This is a genomic window from Haloleucobacter albus (assembly GCF_052492075.1).
In genome coordinates, this window is sequence record NZ_JBQWAS010000016.1 from 19,198 (window position 1) to 39,531 (window position 20,334).

Annotated in this window: 19 protein-coding genes and 1 pseudogene; 7 read left to right on the forward strand and 13 right to left on the reverse strand. The window is 59.1% G+C overall.

The window, feature by feature from the left end:
* Positions 1–132 precede the first annotated feature (132 nt).
* Genes cobS through ACT6QH_RS02235 form a run of 3 tightly spaced genes read left to right on the forward strand, consistent with a single transcriptional unit; the run spans position 133 to position 1,909 of the window.
* A complete protein-coding gene (cobS, locus tag ACT6QH_RS02225; RefSeq protein WP_444973184.1) occupies positions 133–924 on the forward strand; it encodes an adenosylcobinamide-GDP ribazoletransferase in 792 nt (263 codons plus the stop codon).
* Positions 925–953: 29 nt separating this feature from the next.
* Positions 954–1,184 (forward strand): DUF1289 domain-containing protein, encoded by a 231-nt coding sequence (locus tag ACT6QH_RS02230; RefSeq protein WP_444973185.1) that lies wholly within the window; start codon positions 954–956, stop codon positions 1,182–1,184.
* Positions 1,181–1,909: a retropepsin-like aspartic protease family protein gene (locus ACT6QH_RS02235; protein ID WP_444973186.1), complete on the forward strand. Its 729-nt coding sequence runs from the start codon at positions 1,181–1,183 to the stop codon at positions 1,907–1,909. Before ACT6QH_RS02230 ends, ACT6QH_RS02235 begins: the two co-directional genes overlap by 4 nt.
* Positions 1,910–1,930: 21 nt before the next feature.
* Here the strand turns inward: ACT6QH_RS02235 and ACT6QH_RS02240 are convergent.
* Positions 1,931–2,765: pseudogene (locus ACT6QH_RS02240) on the reverse strand (aldo/keto reductase).
* A 435-nt stretch (positions 2,766–3,200) separates the two neighbouring features.
* The gene (locus ACT6QH_RS02245; protein ID WP_444973187.1) at positions 3,201–3,569 is read right to left on the reverse strand and encodes a response regulator; all 369 of its coding nucleotides are present in this window, start codon (positions 3,567–3,569) and stop codon (positions 3,201–3,203) included.
* A gap of 102 nt (positions 3,570–3,671) precedes the next feature.
* On the opposite strand from ACT6QH_RS02245, the gene ACT6QH_RS02250 reads away from it, so the two are divergent.
* The 3 genes from ACT6QH_RS02250 (at position 3,672) to purB (ending at position 6,874) form a co-directional block, all read left to right on the forward strand.
* Positions 3,672–3,998, forward strand: coding sequence for a DUF3572 domain-containing protein (locus ACT6QH_RS02250; protein WP_444973188.1), 327 nt, complete (start codon positions 3,672–3,674; stop codon positions 3,996–3,998).
* 136 nt (positions 3,999–4,134) lie between these two features.
* Positions 4,135–5,442 (forward strand): DNA polymerase IV, encoded by a 1,308-nt coding sequence (locus ACT6QH_RS02255; RefSeq protein WP_444973189.1) that lies wholly within the window; start codon positions 4,135–4,137, stop codon positions 5,440–5,442.
* A gap of 124 nt (positions 5,443–5,566) precedes the next feature.
* A complete protein-coding gene (purB, locus tag ACT6QH_RS02260) occupies positions 5,567–6,874 on the forward strand; it encodes an adenylosuccinate lyase (protein WP_444973190.1) in 1,308 nt (435 codons plus the stop codon).
* A gap of 464 nt (positions 6,875–7,338) precedes the next feature.
* On the opposite strand, the gene ACT6QH_RS02265 is transcribed toward purB, so the two are convergent.
* The 9 genes from ACT6QH_RS02265 to purC all read right to left on the reverse strand — a co-directional run bounded on the left by ACT6QH_RS02265 (position 7,339) and on the right by purC (position 17,522).
* Positions 7,339–8,160, reverse strand: coding sequence for a tetratricopeptide repeat protein (locus ACT6QH_RS02265; RefSeq protein WP_444973191.1), 822 nt, complete (start codon positions 8,158–8,160; stop codon positions 7,339–7,341).
* Between the two features lie 748 nt (positions 8,161–8,908).
* Positions 8,909–11,692, reverse strand: a complete 2,784-nt coding sequence (locus ACT6QH_RS02270) for a valine--tRNA ligase (protein ID WP_444973192.1) — start codon at positions 11,690–11,692, stop codon at positions 8,909–8,911.
* A gap of 233 nt (positions 11,693–11,925) precedes the next feature.
* Entirely contained in the window at positions 11,926–12,243 is a 318-nt protein-coding gene (locus tag ACT6QH_RS02275) for a hypothetical protein (RefSeq protein WP_444973193.1), read from the reverse strand.
* Between the two features lie 60 nt (positions 12,244–12,303).
* The gene (gene grxD, locus ACT6QH_RS02280; RefSeq protein ID WP_444973194.1) at positions 12,304–12,642 is read right to left on the reverse strand and encodes a Grx4 family monothiol glutaredoxin; all 339 of its coding nucleotides are present in this window, start codon (positions 12,640–12,642) and stop codon (positions 12,304–12,306) included.
* Between the two features lie 214 nt (positions 12,643–12,856).
* The gene (locus ACT6QH_RS02285) at positions 12,857–13,090 is read right to left on the reverse strand and encodes a BolA family protein (protein WP_444973195.1); all 234 of its coding nucleotides are present in this window, start codon (positions 13,088–13,090) and stop codon (positions 12,857–12,859) included.
* A gap of 31 nt (positions 13,091–13,121) precedes the next feature.
* Positions 13,122–15,326 (reverse strand): phosphoribosylformylglycinamidine synthase subunit PurL, encoded by a 2,205-nt coding sequence (gene purL, locus ACT6QH_RS02290; protein WP_444973218.1) that lies wholly within the window; start codon positions 15,324–15,326, stop codon positions 13,122–13,124.
* 36 nt (positions 15,327–15,362) lie between these two features.
* Positions 15,363–16,061 carry a phosphoribosylformylglycinamidine synthase subunit PurQ gene (gene purQ / locus ACT6QH_RS02295; protein ID WP_444973196.1) on the reverse strand — a complete coding sequence of 233 codons (699 nt, stop codon included), beginning with the start codon at positions 16,059–16,061 and terminating at the stop codon, positions 15,363–15,365.
* Between the two features lie 276 nt (positions 16,062–16,337).
* Positions 16,338–16,580 carry a phosphoribosylformylglycinamidine synthase subunit PurS gene (gene purS / locus ACT6QH_RS02300; protein WP_444973197.1) on the reverse strand — a complete coding sequence of 81 codons (243 nt, stop codon included), beginning with the start codon at positions 16,578–16,580 and terminating at the stop codon, positions 16,338–16,340.
* 147 nt (positions 16,581–16,727) lie between these two features.
* The gene (gene purC / locus ACT6QH_RS02305; protein ID WP_444973198.1) at positions 16,728–17,522 is read right to left on the reverse strand and encodes a phosphoribosylaminoimidazolesuccinocarboxamide synthase; all 795 of its coding nucleotides are present in this window, start codon (positions 17,520–17,522) and stop codon (positions 16,728–16,730) included.
* A 389-nt stretch (positions 17,523–17,911) separates the two neighbouring features.
* Between purC and ACT6QH_RS02310 the strand changes: the two genes are divergently transcribed.
* Positions 17,912–18,235 carry a DUF1476 domain-containing protein gene (locus ACT6QH_RS02310; RefSeq protein ID WP_444973219.1) on the forward strand — a complete coding sequence of 108 codons (324 nt, stop codon included), beginning with the start codon at positions 17,912–17,914 and terminating at the stop codon, positions 18,233–18,235.
* Positions 18,236–18,409: 174 nt separating this feature from the next.
* On the opposite strand, the gene rpsD is transcribed toward ACT6QH_RS02310, so the two are convergent.
* Positions 18,410–19,027 (reverse strand): 30S ribosomal protein S4, encoded by a 618-nt coding sequence (gene rpsD / locus ACT6QH_RS02315; protein WP_444973199.1) that lies wholly within the window; start codon positions 19,025–19,027, stop codon positions 18,410–18,412.
* 229 nt (positions 19,028–19,256) lie between these two features.
* Positions 19,257–20,075 (reverse strand): ferredoxin--NADP reductase, encoded by an 819-nt coding sequence (locus tag ACT6QH_RS02320; protein WP_444973200.1) that lies wholly within the window; start codon positions 20,073–20,075, stop codon positions 19,257–19,259.
* Between the last annotated feature and the right edge of the window lie 259 nt (positions 20,076–20,334).

Below are 20,334 nucleotides of genomic sequence, written 5' to 3' on the forward strand. Positions count from 1 at the left end.
ATCTTGACGTTGGTCTTGTTTCCAGACCAAACGGATGGGTATTTTTCCGCGCAAGCTCATGGCATGTCATTTTGCGCAAGAATGACATGATGCGCTCTGCCCTGCCCCTTCTACACTCGCGATGGAACTCTCATGACGCTGGATCGGATTGTCCAGGACACGCTTTCAGCTCTGCGCTTCTATTCGCGCCTGCCTATTCCCACCCGCTCGAATGAGCCGGATGCTTATGGCCCGCCGGATATGGACCAGCTTGCCTATGCCATTCCTCTGGCTGGTGCCGCCATGGGCGCCATGGGCGGCGTGACTCTGGTGGCAGCCGTTGCGCTGGGCTTTCCACCTTTTCTGTGTGCAGCGCTGGCCCTGAGCGTGATGGTGCTGGCGAGCGGGGCCATCCATGAAGATGGATTGGCGGATACAGCGGATGGCTGGGGCGGTGGCCGGGACAAGGAAAAGCGTCTGGCTATCATGCGCGACAGCCGCGTGGGCAGCTTTGGTGCTGTGGCGCTTGTGCTGTCTCTCCTGCTTCGGCTGGGCGCGATTTCAGCCTTGATGGTGGCGAGTGATCCCGTCCGAGCCGGACTGGTGCTTGTCGCTGGGGCTGCCGCATCCCGCGCCATGGGTATTGCCCTGCTTCGCGCCCTGCCTCCGGCCCGGACCGACGGTGCCTCTGCGGCCTTCGGCCAGCCTTCGGCCCAAGCTGTTCTGGCCTGCCTGTTGATGGCAGCCCTGATCGTCGCTGTCATTCTGGTGCCCCTCTTCGGAGTCGGCGCCACCTTTGCCGGCCTGATCGGGCTTGTGCTTTCCTTTTATGTGATGATCGGCTTTTCCCGCCGTCTTCTGGGCGGGCAAACAGGCGATGTTTCCGGGGCAACCCAGCAGATCAGCGAGATTGCCTTCCTGCTTGCCGTGCTTATCTACGCCTGATGAAATGAATGGAGCGGAGGTGTCCAGCCATGCCATCTTCAGGCGCATATGCACCGGAAACGGTTGAAAGCCCCTGTCTCAACATTTGCGAACTGACGGATGACCGCACCATGTGCACGGCGTGCGGACGCATGCTGATGGAAATTGCCAACTGGTCCAGCTTCAGCCCGGAGGAGCGTAGCCGCATCATGGCCGAACTGCCTGCGCGCCTGGCCCGGCTCAAGGCGGAACAGGCTGCCGAAAAGGCCTCGGCCCAATGAGGCGCGGCGGAGATCGCCTCCTGCTGGTCCTTCTCCTTGGGCTTCTGGTCGGGTTGGTTCTGCTTGTCACCCATCATGAGCAAGGAGAGGTCGCCGGGTTGGGCCTGGACCAGTTCGGGCAATTGGTCGTGCTGCTCTCTATCGCCATATTCATTGGCGCAGGCATATGGGGTGGCTGGCGCAGCCGCATTACAGAATCGCTGAAAGCTGCCCTGTTCTGGTGCCTCATCGCCACCTTGCTCGCCGTGGTCTACACCTATCGCGATCAGATGCGTACCGTGGGTGAGCGCGTGATGGGAGAGCTTGTACCCGGTTATGTCGTAAGTTCCGGCACCGGGCCACTGGAGACGGTGGAAATCACCCGTTCGCGTAGCGGCAGCTTCTCTGTTCATGCCGCCATCAACGGAGCCGGCCTCGCCATGCTGGTGGATACCGGCGCATCCTCCGTCGTTCTCACTCAGGATGATGCCCGCGAAGCGGGGCTGCCGCTGGAGTTCCTGACCTATGACATTCCCGTTGACACGGCCAATGGCAGGGTGAAAGCCGCAGCTGTTGTGCTAGACAACATCATTGTTGGCGGCATTGTGGAACGGCAAGTGCCGGCGCTGGTTTCTCCGCCTGGCGCATTGCGCAGCTCCCTTCTGGGCATGAGCTTTCTGCGACGGCTGGATGGGTTCGAGTTCCGGGGCGACAGGCTCATTCTTCGCGGAATTGCCGCTCCCTGAAAGCTCCGCCTGCGACTTCTTTCAGATCATTTCCAGCGCTATCCTGTTCCGCGGCGCCGGAAATGCCTTGTCTATCGCCGCCAAATCATTTTCATCCAACACCAGCTCCCGCGCTTTGGCATTCGCCTTGACATGAGAGATCTGGCTGGCCTTGGGAAGGGCGATGATGTCCGGCCGCCGCAGCACCCAGGCGAGCGCAACCTGAAGGCTGGAGACATTATATTTGCGCGCAACCTGCTCCAGCACACCACCGGACGGCAGGCCGGCGTGCTCCAATGGGCTGTAGGCCATGGCCGGCATGGCTGCTGCGGCCATCATCGGAAACAAATCAAACTCCGGCCCGCGACGGGTGACATTGTAGAGAATCTGGTTGGTGGCGCAGCCTTGCCCGCCAGCTGCGGTCAGGTCGCCCATATCCGCCACATCAAAATTGCTGACGCCCCACATACGTATCTTGCCTGTGGACTGGAGCGCCTGAAACCCCTCAAGGGTTTCCTCCAGCGCGATACCTCCACGCCAATGCAGCAAATACAGATCCAGTCGATCCGTACCGAGCCGTTTCAGGCTGCGCTCGCACGCCGCGACCACACCGCTAGCGCTGGCATTGTGCGGATAAAAACCTTGCTGACGAGGAAAACGCCATCCCGGCGGCCTGCAATGGCCTCCCCCGCCACATATTCAGCCCCGCCTTCCCATACATCTCGGCGGTGTCGATCAGGGTCAGCCCCAGATCAAGCCCATGACGCAAAGCTGCTACTTCCGCGGCCCGGCGATCTGCACGCTCTCCCATTTTCCAGCTCCCCTGCCCCAGAGCCGGAACCTGCTCACCATTTGGCAAGCGCACCATTTTACGCATGGCCTTGCTCCAATACGGAAAGCCTTATGAGCAAAGCCGGCCACAAAGATGCACCCCGACAAGCTGAACGCCCACAATGGCAAGAAGGCATATGTGAAGAAAGCAATGAGAAGGAAAGGCTGGCCGGTGGGGAGCACGGGGAGGCCGCCCGAAGCTCTGACCCACCGGCCAAACCCTACGGACCCAGGAGATGCGGCGGACCTGAGCACTCCGCAGGGTTGTCTCTAACCTGAAAGGCATGGAGCAGCAGATCTATTCTCATCCGAAGCTCGCATGCGGTGGATCAAGCCGCATTCAGAATCCACCTGTGCCACCACCATACCGCAACGCTTCTTCAGAGTCATGGCCTTTGGCAGCAAGGCTTCTAAGCAACTTTCCGGTGCAGTTTCAAGAAGAAACACATGGCCAGACAAGCGTCGCCAGCGCCGCACGACTTCAGCCGCCGGTGAATTCCCGCACGGTTTCAAGAAACTTCATCACGGAAATAGGCTTGGAAAGATAGGCCTCGCAGCCCCCTGCCCGAATACGCTCTTCATCGCCCTTCATGGCAAAAGCTGTCACAGCCACGACGGGAATCGCCCTTAGCTCCGGGTCGGCCTTCAGGTTGCTGGTTACTTGCAGCCCCGAGATTTCGGGCAACTGAATATCCATGATGATGAGATCCGGCCGATGCGCACGTGCCAGTTCCACGGCCTCCACGCCAGAGCGGGTTTCAACCGTCCTGTAGCCATGCGCTTCCAGAAGGTCGTGGAAGAGCTTCATGTTCAGCTCATTGTCTTCCACGATCATCACTGTTTTCGCCATGGCCTGTCCCTGCTTCAAGGTCTGCGCCGGTACACCCTTCGCACCGCGCCCCGAACGTGCTGGAATGGTAAAAGCTAGACCCCATTCCTTGCGGAAGCGCAAATGCTCATCAAAGAGACCTCCAAAAGACCCGAAGCCCATATGGCCGCCGCCCGCGAGCTGGCCGTCACGGCGCTGACCTTCCTGGCTGCGGACCCGGAGCGCCTTGTGCGCTTCATGGGGGAGACGGGGCTGACCCCGCAAACCTTACGCGAATCCGCATCCCAGAAGGATTTCGGAGCCGGCATACTGGCCTATATTCTCGCCGATGAAACTCTGCTTCTGGCGTTTTCCAGCGCTCAGGGCCTGAAGCCGGAACATGTTGCCGGTGCCCATGAAATTCTTGCACCGGGTTTCGACCCGGATGCCATCATCACCCGAACAGACTGAAACATTCCACAGGCGCGGCATCGGCGAATCGTCGGTGAACTGGAAAGTCATGTGGCGGAACCCGATAAAGATCCGCCACATTTTCTACGGCATGTTATCATGAACAGAAGCAGAACCTTTCATATGTCGCACGTTCATGAATACGACCACGCGCATCCGTCCATCTCTTCCCGCACCCGGCTTTTGCCGCGATTGCCTTGGTGATACCGGGGCGGGTTCACGCTGCCCGCATTGCGGCAGCCCGCGTCTGGTCCGGCATGCGGAAATTGATCGCCTCGCCATAGCGCATGTGGATTGTGACGCCTTCTTCGCTTCGGTGGAGAAGCGCGACAACCCTGCATTGGCGGATGTGCCCCTCATCATTGGTGGCGGCAAACGCGGGGTGGTCTCTACAGCCTGCTACATCGCCCGAATCAAGGGGGTGCGTTCGGCCATGCCGATGTTCAAGGCATTGCAGCTGTGCCCCGAAGCGGTGGTGTTGCCGCCCAGCATGGATAAATACCGCAAGGCCGGGCGCGAGGTGCGCGCCATGATGCAGGCGCTGACCCCTCTGGTTGAACCCCTCTCCATCGACGAAGCCTTTCTGGATCTGACCGGCACTCAGGCCCTGCATGGCCTGAGCCCGGCCCGCACCCTCGCCCGTTTTGCGCAAGAGGTGGAGCGACAGGTGGGCATCACGGTTTCCGTCGGTCTGGCAACCAACAAGTTTCTCGCCAAGACAGCTTCGGATCTCGATAAGCCGCGCGGCTATTCCGTGCTCGGGCAGGCTGAAGCGGCGGGCTTTCTGGCCCCTCGGCCCGTCACCTTTCTGTGGGGCGTGGGGGCGGCCTTCGGGGCCAAGCTGGCGCGGGATGGCTTCCATACCATTGCCGATCTCCAGCGTGCCGACTCATCCGAACTGGCCCGTCGCTATGGCATGGAAGGGCTGCGCCTGGCCCGCCTGTGCCGAGGTGAAGACCGCCGCAGGGTAACGCCGGACAGACCCGTCAAAAGTGTTTCCGCCGAAACCACATTTGAAGCGGACATCAAGGATCTGCGGCCTCTGGAGCAAAAGCTCTATGCACTTGCGGAAGAAGTGAGCGCACGGCTGAAACACGGTGACATTGCCGGGCGCACAGTGACATTGAAATTGAAAGGGGCCGATTTTCGCCAGCGCACCCGTTCCCGCACGCTGGAAAACCCAACATGCCTCACCAGCCGCATCTATGGCGCCGCGCATGACCTGCTGTTGAAGGAGGTAGATGGCTCACGTTTCCGGTTGATCGGCGTCGGTGTTTCCGAACTGGCTCCGGCGACTGAGGCTGATCCTGCCGACCTGCTAGATGAGGGAGCCGAAAGACGCAAGGCCGCAGAAAATGCCATGGATATACTGAAGGCCAGATTTGGTCGCGACGCCGTCTCACACGGTATCATGATCGGGGCTGAGCGCCGCAAAGGTCGCTGAAACATACACAACCAGCCCTTTCCGGCCTTGAATTTCGCCCCGTGTGCTACTCATTCGCCCCCCGATCTGCTAGAGCGCCAATGGCGTCTTTAATCCTCGGGCGTCGCGATAGACGAGAGTGTCGATGATTCCGCGTTACAGCCGGCCGGAAATGGCCGCCATCTGGTCCCCCGAAAGCCGCTTCCGCATCTGGTTCGAAATCGAAGCTTATGCCGCCGAAGCAATGGCCGACCTTGGCATTGTCCCCAAGGAAGCGGCGGCCAAAATCTGGGAGCTGGGCTCCAAGGCGGAATTCAACATTGACCGCATCGACGAGATCGAGCGGGAAGTGAAGCATGATGTCATCGCCTTCCTGACGCATCTGGCCGAATTCATCGGGCCGGAAGCGCGCTTCGTCCATCAGGGCATGACCTCTTCAGATGTGCTGGATACCTGTCTGGCCGTGCAGCTCACCCGCGCCGCCGATCTGTTGATCGCTGATGTGGACGCGCTGCTGAAAGTGCTGGAACGCCGCGCCATCGAGTTCAAGCTCACCCCCACGGTTGGCCGTTCCCACGGCATTCATGCCGAGCCCACCACTTTTGGCCTGAAGCTGGCCATGGCTGCGGCCGAATTCCAGCGTTCCCGCGCCCGCCTTGTCGCTGCGCGGGATGAGGTGGCCACCTGTGCCATCTCCGGCGCGGTGGGCACCTTTGCCCATATTGATCCGCGTGTGGAAGCCCATGTCGCCCAGAAGCTGGGCCTGAAGATAGAGCCGGTTTCCAGCCAGGTCATCCCGCGTGACCGGCACGCCATGTTCTTCGCCACGCTGGGCGTGGTCGCTTCCTCTGTCGAGCGTCTCGCCATTGAAGTGCGCCACCTTCAGCGCACCGAGGTGCTTGAGGCGGAAGAGTATTTCTCTGAGGCCCAGAAGGGCTCCTCGGCCATGCCGCACAAGCGCAACCCGGTGCTGACTGAAAACCTCACCGGCCTTGCCCGCATGGTGCGCGCCTATGCGCTGCCCGCCATGGAGAATGTGGCCCTGTGGCACGAGCGGGACATCTCCCACTCCTCCGTTGAGCGCATGATCGGCCCTGACGCCACTGTGACACTGGATTTCGCCCTTGCCCGCCTCACTGGCGTGATGGACAAGCTGGTTGTCCATACCGACAACATGCAGAAGAATATCGACCGCCTCGGCGGCCTGATGCACTCTCAACGCGTGCTGCTGGCCCTGACCCAGAAGGGTGCAAGCCGTGAAGATGCCTACCGTTTGGTGCAGCGCAACGCCATGAAGGTGTGGCGTGGTGAAGGGGACTTCCAGAGCTTCCTTCTGGCAGATACGGACGTCCGCAAATATCTCTCGGAAGAAGAGATCGCCGAGAAATTCGATCTCGGCTACCATCTCAAGAATGTGGATACCATCTTCCAGCGCGTGTTCGGCCACGCCTGAGGCCACGTACTGAAACCATAAAAAGCCCGAGCACAGCTCCCCTGTGCTCGGGCTTTTTTGTTGCTTCCGCCGGAGTTGAACGGCTCTCCAGACAATGAGGCTGGTCTGAGCCCGAAGTTTCTACCAGCTACGAGTAGAGCCTTGGGCCGTTTTGATGCCCGTCGCTGGGCGTGATGGCAACAACCGTATTGGGGGCATGCCCCCCCGCCAATACTCAGCCGGGAAGACTGGCTTGCAAGAAACCGATGGCCATGAGCCCCGGAAGAGCCGCCAGTACACATTCAAAATGTAGGGGTAAAACGCTGAGGAGCCTGAAATCCGCATCTACGCATTCAACCCGACATATCAGGCCGCAGAAGCAGAGTGAGTATCAGAGCTGCTGAACTGAAAAACATGGGGCGATTTTACGAAATGCCCCTGAAGGCCCCCGCTTCATCTTGCGAATGCGAAGGCTCATTCCAAAATCAACGACGGGCCGTTTGCAGCCAGCGTTCCAGATAGTTGAAGGCTTGGGCCTGTTGTTCCCGCGTCGCCTCGGCAAAAATCTCTTCGTGCAGATCAACAACCCATTTGTCTTCGGGTTTTGCAGCCCCATCCCGCGCCAAGGTCAGCCACATCAAGCCACGGGCAGGTTGGCGCCGGATACCCTCATCTCCGCGGAAGAGCAAGGCCCCCAACAGCGCCTGAGCCTCAAACTGCCCCTTCTGGGCAGAGAGGGTCAGCCAACGCCCGGCGCTGCGGGCATCCCTCCCTCCCCCAACACCTTCCAGATACATACGCCCCAGGCGATATTGAGCATCCGCATCACCGAAATAGGATGCAGCGTAGGAGAACATATCCCGCGCGCGAGAGGGATCAGGCGCAATACCCGCCGCCGGAATGCCCACCAGATAATAGGAACCCAGCGCCACAAAAGCGTTGGCGACAAAACGCGCCTGCATGGTGCCGGGATAATCCTCGGCATGGGAATTGGCGATATTGCTGAAATAGCGGAAGGCCTTGGCATCATCACGTGTAACGCCATCGCCTTCGGCATAAATGCGGCCCAGTTTCCATTGCGCCACGGCATGGCCCTGCGCGGCAGCATAATTCAGGGCATCAAGCCCCTTCGCAGTTTCACCAGACCGCAGTGCCCGTGCACCTGTGCGAAAGGCCTCATCCACTGGCACAACCGCAGGCGCTCCCGGCACATCTGCCGGAGGCGTCAGAAACTGCGGCTCATGATTCTGTGATGTGGTGCCATCAAAGGCATGAGTTGGGGAGGCACTGGCCCATATTCCGACCATGCCGGCCAACAGCAGGCTCGCAGCGCGCCAGCGCACTGAACCGGCGCGCGGGGAGCGAGGCTGAGAAGCCGCAGAAGCATGGCGGTTGTGCCGCATGGGAGACAAATGATTCACCAACATGATGACCGAACCATCGCAGTTTGCGGAGGCAAGATCAGGGCCGTGAAAGGGCCTGAGCGCGGCGTCACCATGGCGGCACGGGGAAGGTGCATGGCCTGCATGCGCAGCCACGTCTCGCTCCATTCTCCGCTCCTGCCCTACGGCCATCAACCAATTACGCATCATGACCCCATCGCGAACGGAGCAGCGGAAATGGACTGGCATATCTACACATGCCTTGTCACGGGCTGCCCGCGTTTCGACCTCTGGTTTCATGTTGTTTTATGGCGGGAACACGGCGTTTAGAGGAGGGAGACAGGCTCACCTATTGGTTTGGGAGGAGCCTGTGGCTTTGTCGTCACAGAACGATACGGCACCTAAACACCATGCAGATCTTCCCGCAGAGTATGCAAAAGCGGAATCGCAAGGAAATTCAAGCCTCCACTTCTCCTCTGATGGGCGCGCCGCCAACCCCGCAGAAGCATTAACCTTAAATTCCAGTTAATGACGCAACGCCTCAGTTGCGGGTGTGGACATCTCCGTTACCCCTGCTTTCTCTCCTCACTACGGTCCTGAAGAACGACAACTCGGGCCTCATCAGGCTCTGCAAGCAAAAAGCCCGGCGCAATGGCCGGGCTTTTCATTACTATCAACTTCCAAGCTGGGTGATGGCCGCGCGCACCTTTTCACGGCGCTGCACATATTCCTCACGCTTCTCACGCTCGGCTTCCACCACCTCTTCCGGCGCGCGGGCCACGAACTTCTCATTGGCCAGCTTGCCATCAATACGGGAAATTTCCTGCCCCAGCTTCTCCTCCTCCTTCTGGAGGCGAACCCGTTCGGCAGCCAAATCGACCACGCCGGCCAAAGGCAGAGCCGCCACTTCACCGCGCACCACCATCTGCACCGCTTCAGAAGGCATGGCTTCTGCGAAGCTGATGTCACTGAGGCGGGCAAGACGACGCAGTGCCTCATCCCAAGCGCTGGCGCGTGCCCGGCTTTCTGCGCTGGCCTGCACCAGAACCAGAGGAGCCCTGGCGCTGGCGGGCACATTCATTTCAGCCCTCACGGAGCGGATTTCAGCAATGAGATCCACAACCCAACCCACTTCCGCTTCGGCGTCGGGCGCTTCCAGACCAGCCAGATCCGGCCAATCCGAAAGCACGAGAAGGCTCTTGCGGGCGGGGCCGACTTTGCCGGTTTCAGCCCAGAGCTCTTCGGTCAGGAACGGCATGAAGGGATGCAGAAGCGCCATGGCTACATCCAGCACCCAAGCTGTGGTGGCGCGGGTCTCCTCCTTCGCCGAACCATCCGGCCCGGACAGCACCGGCTTGGCCAGTTCCAAATGCCAATCGCAGAACACATTCCACAGGAAGCGATAAATGGCTGCGGCAGCATCATTAAAGCGATAAGCCTCAATAGCTTCCGTCACCTCACGGGTCGCGCGGGCAGCTTCTCCGATGATCCAGCGGTTGAGGGTGTTTTCAACCTTTTCGGGGTCGAAGCCCTCCACCCGCGCGCAACCATTCATTTCGGCGAAACGCACCGCATTCCACAGCTTGGTTGCGAAATTGCGGTATCCCTCCACGCGGGAAGTCGCCAGCTTGATATCACGCCCCTGCGCCGCCATGGCCGCCAGTGTGAAGCGCAGCGCATCGGCGCCATACTGCTCCACCAGATCCAGAGGGTCGATGACATTGCCCTTGGACTTGGACATCTTCGCGCCCTTCTCGTCACGGACGAGGGCGTGGATATAGACATCCTTGAACGGCACTTCGCCATCCATGAAGTGCATGCCCATCATCATCATTCGGGCGACCCAGAAGAAGATGATGTCAAAGCCCGTCACCAGCACGCTGGTAGGATAGAATTTCTTCAGCTCCGCCGTCTCATCCGGCCAGCCCAACGTGGAGAAGGGCCACAGGGCGGAAGAGAACCACGTGTCCAGCACATCCTCATCACGCGTGAGGAATTGGGCACGCCTGTCCTTATCCTGTATCAGCGCTTCCGCGTCTTCAGGTGAAAGGGCCTCGTTGCCCACATTGTGTGCGATGGCCTGCTCGAAGGCTTCATCTTCATCAAGCGCCACGAACACATTACCAAAGGGGTCATACCAAGCCGGGATCTGGTGTCCCCACCAGAGCTGGCGGGAAACACACCAGGGCTGAATATTCTCCAGCCACTCGAAATATGTTTTCTCCCAGTTTTTCGGTATGAAATTGGTGCGCCCCTCACGCACCGCAGCCAGCGCCGGCTGGGCAAGAGTCTTGGCATCCACATACCACTGGTCTGTCAGCCATGGCTCAATCACCACATTCGAGCGATCACCATGGGGCACCACATGGACATGCGGCTCGATGGTCTCCAGCAGTTCAAGCTGGGTAAACAGATCAACAATCTGCTTGCGGGCGGCGAAACGATCCTGCCCCTGAAGATGCTCCAGCACACCGGCTGCATCCGGCGTTTCCACATAGGCATCCGGGCGATCCGACTGATCGTCGCGAATGGCGGAAATGTCGATACGCGCCTCGGCATCCAGCACATTAATCATGGGCAGAGCATGGCGCTTGCCCACCTCAAAATCGTTGAAATCATGGGCCGGGGTGATCTTCACCGCGCCGGAGCCCTTTTCAGGGTCGGAATATTCATCCGCCACAATCGGAATGCGACGCCCCACCAGCGGCAGAATCACATTCTTGCCGATCAGGTCCTGATAGCGCTCATCGTCCGGGTGAACGGCCACGGCCGTATCACCCAACATTGTTTCCGGGCGCGTGGTGGCGACGATGATGAACCGCCCCTTCTCACCCTCCACAGGATAGCGCAGATGCCAGAGATTGCCCTTCATCTCTACCGGCACCACTTCAAGGTCTGAAATAGCGGTGATGAGCTTGGGGTCCCAGTTGACGAGGCGCTTGTCCTTGTAGATCAGCCCTTCACGATAGAGCTGCACAAACACCTTGAGCACAGCGCGGGAGAGCCCCTCATCCATGGTGAAGCGCTCGCGCGACCAGTCACAGGATGCACCAAGCCGCTTGAGCTGACCGGCAATGGTGCCGCCAGATTCGGCCTTCCATTCCCACACCCGCTTGATAAAAGCCTCACGCCCCATGTCGCGGCGGCCCGGCAAGCCCTGAGCGGCCAGTTGGCGCTCCACCACCATCTGGGTGGCGATTCCGGCATGGTCCATGCCCGGCTGCCACAGCACATCCTTGCCACGCATCCGTTCGAACCGCGCCAGAATATCCTGCAACGTATTGTTGAGGGCATGCCCCATATGCAGGGAGCCAGTCACATTCGGCGGCGGAATTACGATGGAGTAGCCCGGCTTGTCCTTCCGCTCCGGACGACTGCAACGGAAAGCCCCCTCGGCCTCCCATGCCGCGCTGATGCGCGTTTCCACGGATGCAGGATCAAAGACTTTTTCAAGCATGGGCTTTCAGCTCCACGGAAAGGGTATGCCATCACGCGCGGTGGACAGGCCAGTTAGCCCGCGCGAACGCAACCTGTGTCAGAACTCTGAAGGGGTTAAAGCCGGATGGAACGGGATGCGTCAACACCCCCGCGTCTTTCGCGCCATCCTTTCCGCGCCTTCCCTTCAGCCAGAAATGAAAAAGCCGGCAGCCTGTCTATGCGCTACCGGCTTTATCGAAAAAATGCTCTCGCTCAGATAGCGAAAACCGCGCCGGCCAGCAGCCCAAGGATTGGCAGCCATACGCCCGCCAAAGCTGCTCCACGCTGACCTGAACGCCACTTCCTGAAGCCATAAAGCGGTGCCAGAATACTGATCGCCAGCGCCATGGCCCAAGCGAAAACAGCGTAAAGGCCCACACTGGTTTCCATGCCCTTCAACACGGTTTCAACCACGCCAAGCAGAAGAAGAACCAGAAGCCCGTCCACCAGCAGACCAAGACCAAGCAGGCCCTTCAAAAGCCAAGAGGGTGCACTGCCCTTGGTTGTAGAAACAGAATGATCGCTGGCCACCAGCACCTCCTGAGCACGCTCATCCGCTTCACCTGGCAAAGTGAACCGCGTGCAAATGAATCAGTTCGCGGCCGGATCGCGCAGTTGAACGCCCTTCTCGGTGAACAGCGTCTGCAATTCACCTGCCTGGAACATTTCCCGCACAATATCGCAACCGCCGACAAATTCGCCCTTCACATAGAGCTGGGGAATCGTGGGCCAGTTGGCATAATCCTTGATGCCCTGACGCACTTCTTCATTCTCCAGCACATTTACGCCCACGAATGGCGCGCCCACATGGTCCAGAATCTGCACAACCTGGCCGGAAAAGCCGCATTGCGGAAAGTTCGGAGTGCCCTTCATGAAAAGAACGACATCATTGCCTTTGACGACGTTATCGATTTGATCGCGAATGCTCATGGGGTCAATTCCAGTCTGGCGCGCCGAAAAACGGCATGGCAACCCTTTTGCGGGCCGAACAAAACTTTAAAGAGGCAAGCCCCACTGCGGGGAGCCAGCCACTCTCAACTAGATTGGCCTTCCCTATGGAAAGCGCAAGCTTATTGCGACACTCAAGGCCGATCACGGAGGCTGGACAGCTTGCGCCCAACCCGACACCCATTGTTCATCAGCCTTACTTGGGGGCGGAGGTATGCAGGGCAAGGGCATGCAGCACGCCCCCCATATTCCCTTGCAAAGCAGCATAAACCATCTGGTGCTGCTGCACCCGGCTCTTGCCGCGAAAGGCTTCGGAAATGATGGTGGCGGCGTAATGATCGCCGTCACCAGCCAAGTCCTGAATCTCCACCTGCGCATCCGGCAGAGCGGCCTTAATCAGGCGTTCAATGTCGTGCGCTTCCATCGCCATGGTCGCATACCCCTCCGCAGGCAGCTTGATTTCAGACAGCGCCCATATAGCTAGGCAACCAGTTCTCACTCTGCTCGCGCAAGGTGCTGATGGAGACGGAACCCTCGCCAGTCACCAGCAAGGCATCTCCGCCCGTCCGGCCGATCCGCGCCAGAGGAACACCGGCCTGCGCAGCGCTCTTCATCAGTTCATCAGCCTGCGCGGCAGGAGCCGTCAGCACATAACGCGCCTGATCCTCACCGAACCAGAAGCCGGTGCTATTGCTTCCAGCCGGAGCAGATTCAAGTTCCGCCCCCATCTTGCCCGCCATGGCCATTTCCGCCAGCGCAACCAGAAGGCCACCGTCAGAAAGATCATGCACCGCACTCACCTTGCCGCCGCGGATAAGGTCCCGAACGAAATCGCCATTGCGCTTTTCGACGGCCAGATCCACAGGCGGTGGCGCACCTTCTTCACGGTCACACACGGTCGCAAGAAAAGCCGAAGCCCCCAGCCAACCCTTCGTTTCACCCACGAGGAAGATGTCTTCTCCCTCAGCCTTGAAGTTCACCGTCATGGACTGGTGCAGATTGTCGATCAGACCCACGCCGCCAATAGCCGGCGTCGGCAGAATGCCCTGCCCGTTGGTCTCATTGTAGAGACTCACATTGCCGGAGACGATCGGGAAAGCCAGCGCCTCACATGCCGCGCCGATCCCCTTGATGCAGGCCACGAACTGCCCCATGATCTCGGGCTTCTCGGGGTTGCCGAAGTTCAGATTATCCGTCACCGCCAAGGGTTCAGCGCCCACAGCAGTAAGGTTGCGCCAAGCTTCGGCCACCGCCTGCTTGCCACCCTCGAAGGGCCCAGCCTCACAATAGCGCGGCGTCACATCCGTCGTCATGGCCAGCGCCTTGGGGCCATCCTCCACACGCACCACAGCAGCATCGCCACCCGGGCGCTGCACGGTGTTGCCGAGAATGAGATGGTCATACTGTTCCCAGACCCAGCGTTTGGAGCACAAATCTGGTGAAGCAATGAGCTTCTCCAGCGCAGCCATCAGCGACAGCGGGCTTTCGACATCATCTGCCACAATGACGGGACGCGCGACTGGCTCGATATAGGGACGCTGATATTCAGGCGCCTCATCGCCCAATTCCTTAATGGGAAGATCGGCTTCCACCATACCCTTGTGCTTCACCACGAAACGCAGCGTATCGGTAGTGTAGCCAACAATGGCGAAGTCCAGGCCCCATTTACGGAAAATGGCTTCAGCTTCAGCTTCCTTGCCATCTGCAATGACCATGAGCATGCGCTCCTGGCTTTCAGAAAGCATCATCTCGTAGGCGCTCATGCCAGTTTCGCGGCAAGGCACAGCATCCAGATTCAGCTCAACACCCAGATCGCCCTTTGCGCCCATTTCCACAGCCGAACAGGTCAGGCCCGCTGCGCCCATATCCTGAATTGCAACCACGCAGCCGGCCTGCATGATTTCAAGGCACGCCTCAAGAAGCAGCTTTTCGGCAAAGGGGTCGCCAACCTGCACGGTGGGGCGCTTCTCTTCGGCATCCTCGCCAAATTCGGCGGACGCCATGGTTGCGCCGTGAATACCGTCACGCCCCGTCTTGGAGCCGAGATAGACAATGGCCCGGCCTACGCCCGTAGCGGCAGCGTAGAAGATTTCATCGGTCTTCGCGAGGCCAACAGCCATGGCGTTGACGAGAATATTGCCATCATAACGTTTGTGGAACCCCACGGCCCCGCCCACGGTGGGCACGCCGAAAGAGTTGCCATAGCCGCCAATGCCAGCCACCACACCGGACAGCAGGCGACGCGTGCGCGGATTACTCACATCACCAAAGCGCAGAGCGTTCAGCGCTGCAACAGGGCGCGCCCCCATGGTGAACACGTCACGCAGAATGCCGCCCACACCCGTTGCCGCACCCTGATAAGGCTCGATGAAAGACGGATGGTTGTGGCTCTCCATCTTGAAGACCACGGCCATGCCATCACCAATATCCACCACGCCGGCATTTTCGCCCGGCCCCTGGATGACACGCGGGCCGGTAACCGGCAGCGTCTTCAACCAGAATTTGGAGGATTTATAGGAACAATGCTCGTTCCACATGGCCGAAACGATGCCAAGCTCCGTAATGGAGGGCTCGCGGCCAATCAGCTTGATGAAGTGCTCATACTCCTCGGGCTTCAGGCCATGTTCGGCCACAAGATCGGGAGTGATGCGGGGCGTATTGGGAATCTGGGTCACAGCGTTCGATCCGACTTGAGGCGCGTCTCACGCCGCCTTGAATGCACCGGCGAGGCTCTCGAAAAGCCCACGGCCATCAATGGGGCCCATCTCAGGCTCGATATAGTTTTCCGGGTGAGGCATCATGCCAAGCACATTGAACTTCTCGGAATAGATGCCTGCAATGGCGTTGAGCGAACCATTTGGTCCAGCAGCGGCATCCGCCGAGCCATCAGGCTGGGCATAGCGGAAGGCCACTCGACCCTCCTTTTCCAGAGTCTCAAGCGTCGCCTCATCCGCCGTATAATTTCCCTCACCATGGGCGATCGGAATGCGGATAAGCTGGCTTTTTTCGTAAGCGCTGGCGAAGGGCGTATCTGCCCGTTCCACACGCAACAGCACCTCATGGCACAGGAAGCGCAAGCCCGCATTACGCACCAGAACACCTGGCAGCAACCCGGCCTCACACAGGATCTGGAACCCGTTACAGATTCCCAGAACCAGCCCTCCGCGCTCGGCATGCGCGCGCACGGCATTCATGATATTGGCCCGCGCCGCGATGGCCCCGCATCGCAGATAATCGCCATAGGAAAAACCACCCGGCAGCAGGACAATATCCGTACCTGCGGGCAATTCATGCTCCCCATGCCAGACGATCTGCACCTGAGCGCCGGAAACAAGCGACAGCGCGCGGGCCGCGTCACGCTCGCGGTTGGAGCCGGGAAAAAGGATGACGGCAGCTTTCATGGTCTCTCAACAGCATCGGCACACAGGCCGGCTTCCGTTCCGCCCCGGTTGAACGACGACCATATTGGCCGGCGTGGCGGGCGATGGCATTCTGGATACCAGATCTGGCCCGCGCATTCTGCCCCTGAAGACGAGCGCCCGGCCCTGGAATCCGCTGAACTACTGCTGCGCACACAAGCATGAGCCTGAACCAGCCTGAGTGGAGAGACAACTCTCTCAACGAAGCTGACCCGCCTACCGAGCAAGGTTGCCCGGCAGCATGCGCAGCCGATCACATCACTCCGCGAATTCGATCCGATAGGTTTCGATCACGGTATTGGCGAGCAGACGCTCACAGGCTTCCTTCAATGCAGCCTCAGCGGCGGCGCGGTCGGCACCACCCAGATCCACATCGAAGACCTTGCCCTGGCGCACGCTATCCACGCCGTTGATTCCGAGGCTGCGCAGCGCACCCTCGATAGCCTTGCCCTGGGGGTCCAGAACCGCGGATTTCAAAGTGACGATGACACGCGCCTTCATGACACCTTCTGCTTTCCCATGAGATCAGGCACGGCAAAGTCCGGCACAAATCTACATTCCAGCCCGCCCCGCACTTTGCGGAGACATGCAAACGGGGGCCTTTCGAGACCCCCGCCTAGCACTATTTCACAATGTGGCTCAACCACATCATTTCACAACCGTGGGTCCATCGCCCTGCACAGGCTCGTTCTCCACCAGAATACCGAGGCGGCGAGCCACTTCGCTATAGGCTTCGACCAGCCCGCCCATATCCCGACGGAAACGATCCTTGTCCATCTTGTCGTTGGACTTGATGTCCCACAAGCGGCACGAATCGGGGCTGATCTCATCAGCCACCACAATCCGCATCGTATCGTTTTCCCACAAGCGGCCGCATTCCATCTTGAAGTCCACAAGACGAATGCCGACACCCAGGAACAAGCCAGACAGGAAATCATTCACACGGATCGCCAGAGCGATGATGTCGTCGATTTCCTGAGTGTTGGCCCAACCGAATGCGGTGATGTGCTCTTCCGACACCATCGGATCGTTCAGCGCATCATTCTTGTAGTAGAACTCGATGATCGAGCGAGGCAACTGGGTGCCTTCCTCGATACCCAGTCGCTGGGACAGAGAACCAGCAGCCACATTGCGCACAACCACTTCGAGGGGGATAATCTCCACCTCGCGGATGAGTTGCTCACGCATATTCAGGCGGCGGATGAAGTGGGTCGGCACGCCAATATCATTCAACCGGTTGAAAACGAATTCAGAAATCCGGTTGTTGAGCACGCCTTTGCCATCAATGACATCGTGCTTCTTGGCGTTAAAGGCCGTGGCATCATCCTTGAAATGCTGGATCAGGGTGCCGGGCTCAGGACCTTCATAGAGGACCTTCGCCTTGCCTTCGTAAATGCGGCGGCGGCGGCTCATTGGGGTATACCGTCTATTGAGAAAATCCATGGGTGTGCCAAGGCTCCGTTCGGGTAACGCTCCTCGGCGGGGTACGGATGAATATCGTTCGTACCCACGCAGACATTAGCCCATCATGTCGCAGGATACAACGCGGCTACGCGCCACAGCTCTGCCCTGTGCCCATCAATACCGCTTCCGAGCCATGTCAGCCTCTGCGCAGCAGTCTGCTTGCGTACAATATTACCTCTTATCATTTCCCCTCCACTTTGAAGAGAAAATCGGCGATTATCACGCACTGGAACAATGCCTCGACAACGTTGATCTGCGCATGAGGCCACTATATGCAAGGGCAGACGCGCGGGGCGACGGACAAGGTCCGGGCAGCGCGCACAGTTTCTGGAACCAATGGTTCACGATTACGTCAGAAGAGGGCTGCGATGACCACGTTCGACAAGCGCGAGAAGGATTTTGAACGGCGCTTCGTGCTCGACGAAGAGACCCAGTTCAAGGCTCTCGCCCGCCGCAACAAGAATCTCGGCCTCTGGGCCGCTGAAAAGCTTGGCTTGAGCGGCGACGCGGCTGATGCTTATGCGAAGGAGGTTGTCTTCTCCGATCTGGAAGAAGCTGGAGATGAAGACGTCTTCCGCAAGATTCGGGGTGATTTTGACGCCAAGGGCATTGAGCAGTCTGACCACCAGATCCGCCGCACGATGGACGAGCTTCTGGCTGCGGCTGCCCAGGAAGTGAAAAACGTCGGCTGATTCTCCCAGGAGGCCAGCGCCTCTCCATCAGTGCCGACACTGAGAAGCGATAAAGCTCTCTCCCCTTCCGGGAGGGAGCTTTTTTATTGGCTCACAATCTTTGACGCTACTCGGCGGGTATCACAAAAAAGGCCGCCCACAGGGCGGCCTTCCGTTTCCCAGATGGGAAAAGCATCAGCGCGAATAGAACTCGACCACCAGGTTCGGTTCCATCTGCACCGGATAAGGCACTTCATTCAGCTCCGGCACGCGGGTGAAGGTGGCGCTCATCTTGCCGTGGTCGACGGTCAGATAATCCGGCACATCACGCTCGGCGAGCTGCACAGCCTCAAGAACCAGAGTCATCTGACGCGAAGCCTCCTTCACCTCGATCACATCGCCCACCTTCACACGGTAGGAGGGGATGTTGACGCGACGACCGTTGACCTTCACGTGACCGTGAGAGACGAACTGACGTGCGGCGAAGATGGTGGGCACGAACTTGGCGCGGTACACAACCGCATCCAGACGGCGCTCCAGCAGGCCAATCAGATTGGCGCCGGTATCACCCTTCATCCGGGCCGCTTCTTCGTAGGTGCTGTGGAACTGCTTCTCGCCGACGGCGCCGTAATAGCCCTTCAACTTCTGCTTGGCACGAAGCTGAAGACCGAAGTCCGACATCTTGCCCTTGCGGCGCTGGCCATGCTGACCGGGGCCGTATTCACGACGGTTCACCGGGCTCTTGGAACGACCCCAGATGTTCTCGCCCATACGGCGGTCAAGCTTATGCTTGGCTGCAATGCGCTTGCTCATATCGCGCGAATCCTTGCGTTGGTGTTGTATATGGATTCCGCGCCCCTCCTCTGCGAACAGCTCTCTTGCAAGAGAAACTCTTCGCCGACAGGCTTGCACGGCGCGCTGCCGGGCAAAACCACAGGTGCGTGAAACGCCAAGCGGGCCGCAACGGCCCGCAAGGTCTGCGCCTTCTATGCGGCACAGGTGGCAAAGTCAAGATTTGCCACCTTTCCAAAAGACCGTCAGATCAATCTGCGAACGCCTTCTCTGTCACAAACTGGCCGGGCGCATTATTTGCCCCTTCACTCAGTCCAGCCGCCTCCAGCAGCGCCTTCGTATCCTTCAGCATTTCCAGGGACCCGCAGATCATGCCGCGATCAATCTCCGGGTTCAGCGGAGGCACACCCAGATCCGCAAACAGTTTTCCAGAGCTGATGAGATCCGTAATACGACCCTGAAACTCATAAGGCTCACGGGTCACGCTGGCATAGTGGCGCAGCTTGCCCTGTGCGAACTCACCCACCAGCGGATCATTCAGAGCTTCAGAAACAATATCAAAACCGTATTTCAGCTCATCCACCTGCCGGCATGTATGAGTGAGAATCACCTCATCAAACTTCTCATAGGTTTCAGGATCACGGATCAGGCTGGCAAAGGGCGCAATCCCCGTGCCCGTGGAGAACATGTAAACCCGCTTGCCGGGCGTCAGTGCATCCAGAACCAGCGTGCCCGTCGCCTTCTTGCGAAGGAAGATTCCATCACCGGGGCGAATCTTCTGAAGATGCGAGGTCAAAGGGCCATCCGGCACCTTGATGGAGAAGAATTCCAGTTCTTCCGCCCAAGCCGGGCTGGCAACGGAATAGGCCCGATAGAGCGGCTTCCCGTTCACAGGAAGACCGATCATCACAAACTCGCCAGACCGAAAACGCAGGCTGGCCGGCCGCGTCGTACGAAAACGGAACAGGCGGTCCGTGTAATGATCCACACTGGTCACAGTCTCGACCAGCACGCCCTCAGGCGCCATCGCAACCAGATCTTCAGCGCGCGGGGTGAAGGAAATCGTCATGTTCAGGTCCATTACGCTGTGGGCAGGCCGGCAAAAAACAGGGAGGCACAGGCCCCATCATGATCCGGCGCTTCAGGTAAGCTTTTCTGCCTTTTCGCTGAAATCTGCTCATTTGTCACGACTGGCCGCTCCATGCCCCAATCCATTCAGCCGGGAGCGCGCATGAAACAAGCGGCAACCCATTAAAACGGCTGAGTTTCCATCCGACGAACAGGGAAATCTTCGGACTGGAACTGCCCGCGACAGATTGTCATCCGGC

Excerpts from the sequence above, each read along its gene's own strand:
- cobS (WP_444973184.1), top strand. The coding sequence starts at position 133 with ATGACGCTGGATCGGATTGTCCAGGACACGCTTTCAGCTCTGCGCTTC.
- ACT6QH_RS02230 (WP_444973185.1), top strand. The coding sequence starts at position 954 with ATGCCATCTTCAGGCGCATATGCACCGGAAACGGTTGAAAGCCCCTGT.
- ACT6QH_RS02235 (WP_444973186.1), top strand. The coding sequence starts at position 1,181 with ATGAGGCGCGGCGGAGATCGCCTCCTGCTGGTCCTTCTCCTTGGGCTT.
- ACT6QH_RS02245 (WP_444973187.1), bottom strand. The coding sequence starts at position 3,569 with ATGGCGAAAACAGTGATGATCGTGGAAGACAATGAGCTGAACATGAAG.
- ACT6QH_RS02250 (WP_444973188.1), top strand. The coding sequence starts at position 3,672 with ATGCTCATCAAAGAGACCTCCAAAAGACCCGAAGCCCATATGGCCGCC.
- ACT6QH_RS02255 (WP_444973189.1), top strand. The coding sequence starts at position 4,135 with ATGAATACGACCACGCGCATCCGTCCATCTCTTCCCGCACCCGGCTTT.
- purB (WP_444973190.1), top strand. The coding sequence starts at position 5,567 with ATGATTCCGCGTTACAGCCGGCCGGAAATGGCCGCCATCTGGTCCCCC.
- ACT6QH_RS02265 (WP_444973191.1), bottom strand. The coding sequence starts at position 8,160 with ATGGTCGGAATATGGGCCAGTGCCTCCCCAACTCATGCCTTTGATGGC.
- ACT6QH_RS02270 (WP_444973192.1), bottom strand. The coding sequence starts at position 11,692 with ATGCTTGAAAAAGTCTTTGATCCTGCATCCGTGGAAACGCGCATCAGC.
- grxD (WP_444973194.1), bottom strand. The coding sequence starts at position 12,642 with ATGAGCATTCGCGATCAAATCGATAACGTCGTCAAAGGCAATGATGTC.
- ACT6QH_RS02285 (WP_444973195.1), bottom strand. The coding sequence starts at position 13,090 with ATGGCGATGGAAGCGCACGACATTGAACGCCTGATTAAGGCCGCTCTG.
- purQ (WP_444973196.1), bottom strand. The coding sequence starts at position 16,061 with ATGAAAGCTGCCGTCATCCTTTTTCCCGGCTCCAACCGCGAGCGTGAC.
- purS (WP_444973197.1), bottom strand. The coding sequence starts at position 16,580 with ATGAAGGCGCGTGTCATCGTCACTTTGAAATCCGCGGTTCTGGACCCC.
- purC (WP_444973198.1), bottom strand. The coding sequence starts at position 17,522 with ATGGATTTTCTCAATAGACGGTATACCCCAATGAGCCGCCGCCGCCGC.
- ACT6QH_RS02310 (WP_444973219.1), top strand. The coding sequence starts at position 17,912 with ATGACCACGTTCGACAAGCGCGAGAAGGATTTTGAACGGCGCTTCGTG.
- rpsD (WP_444973199.1), bottom strand. The coding sequence starts at position 19,027 with ATGAGCAAGCGCATTGCAGCCAAGCATAAGCTTGACCGCCGTATGGGC.
- ACT6QH_RS02320 (WP_444973200.1), bottom strand. The coding sequence starts at position 20,075 with ATGACGATTTCCTTCACCCCGCGCGCTGAAGATCTGGTTGCGATGGCG.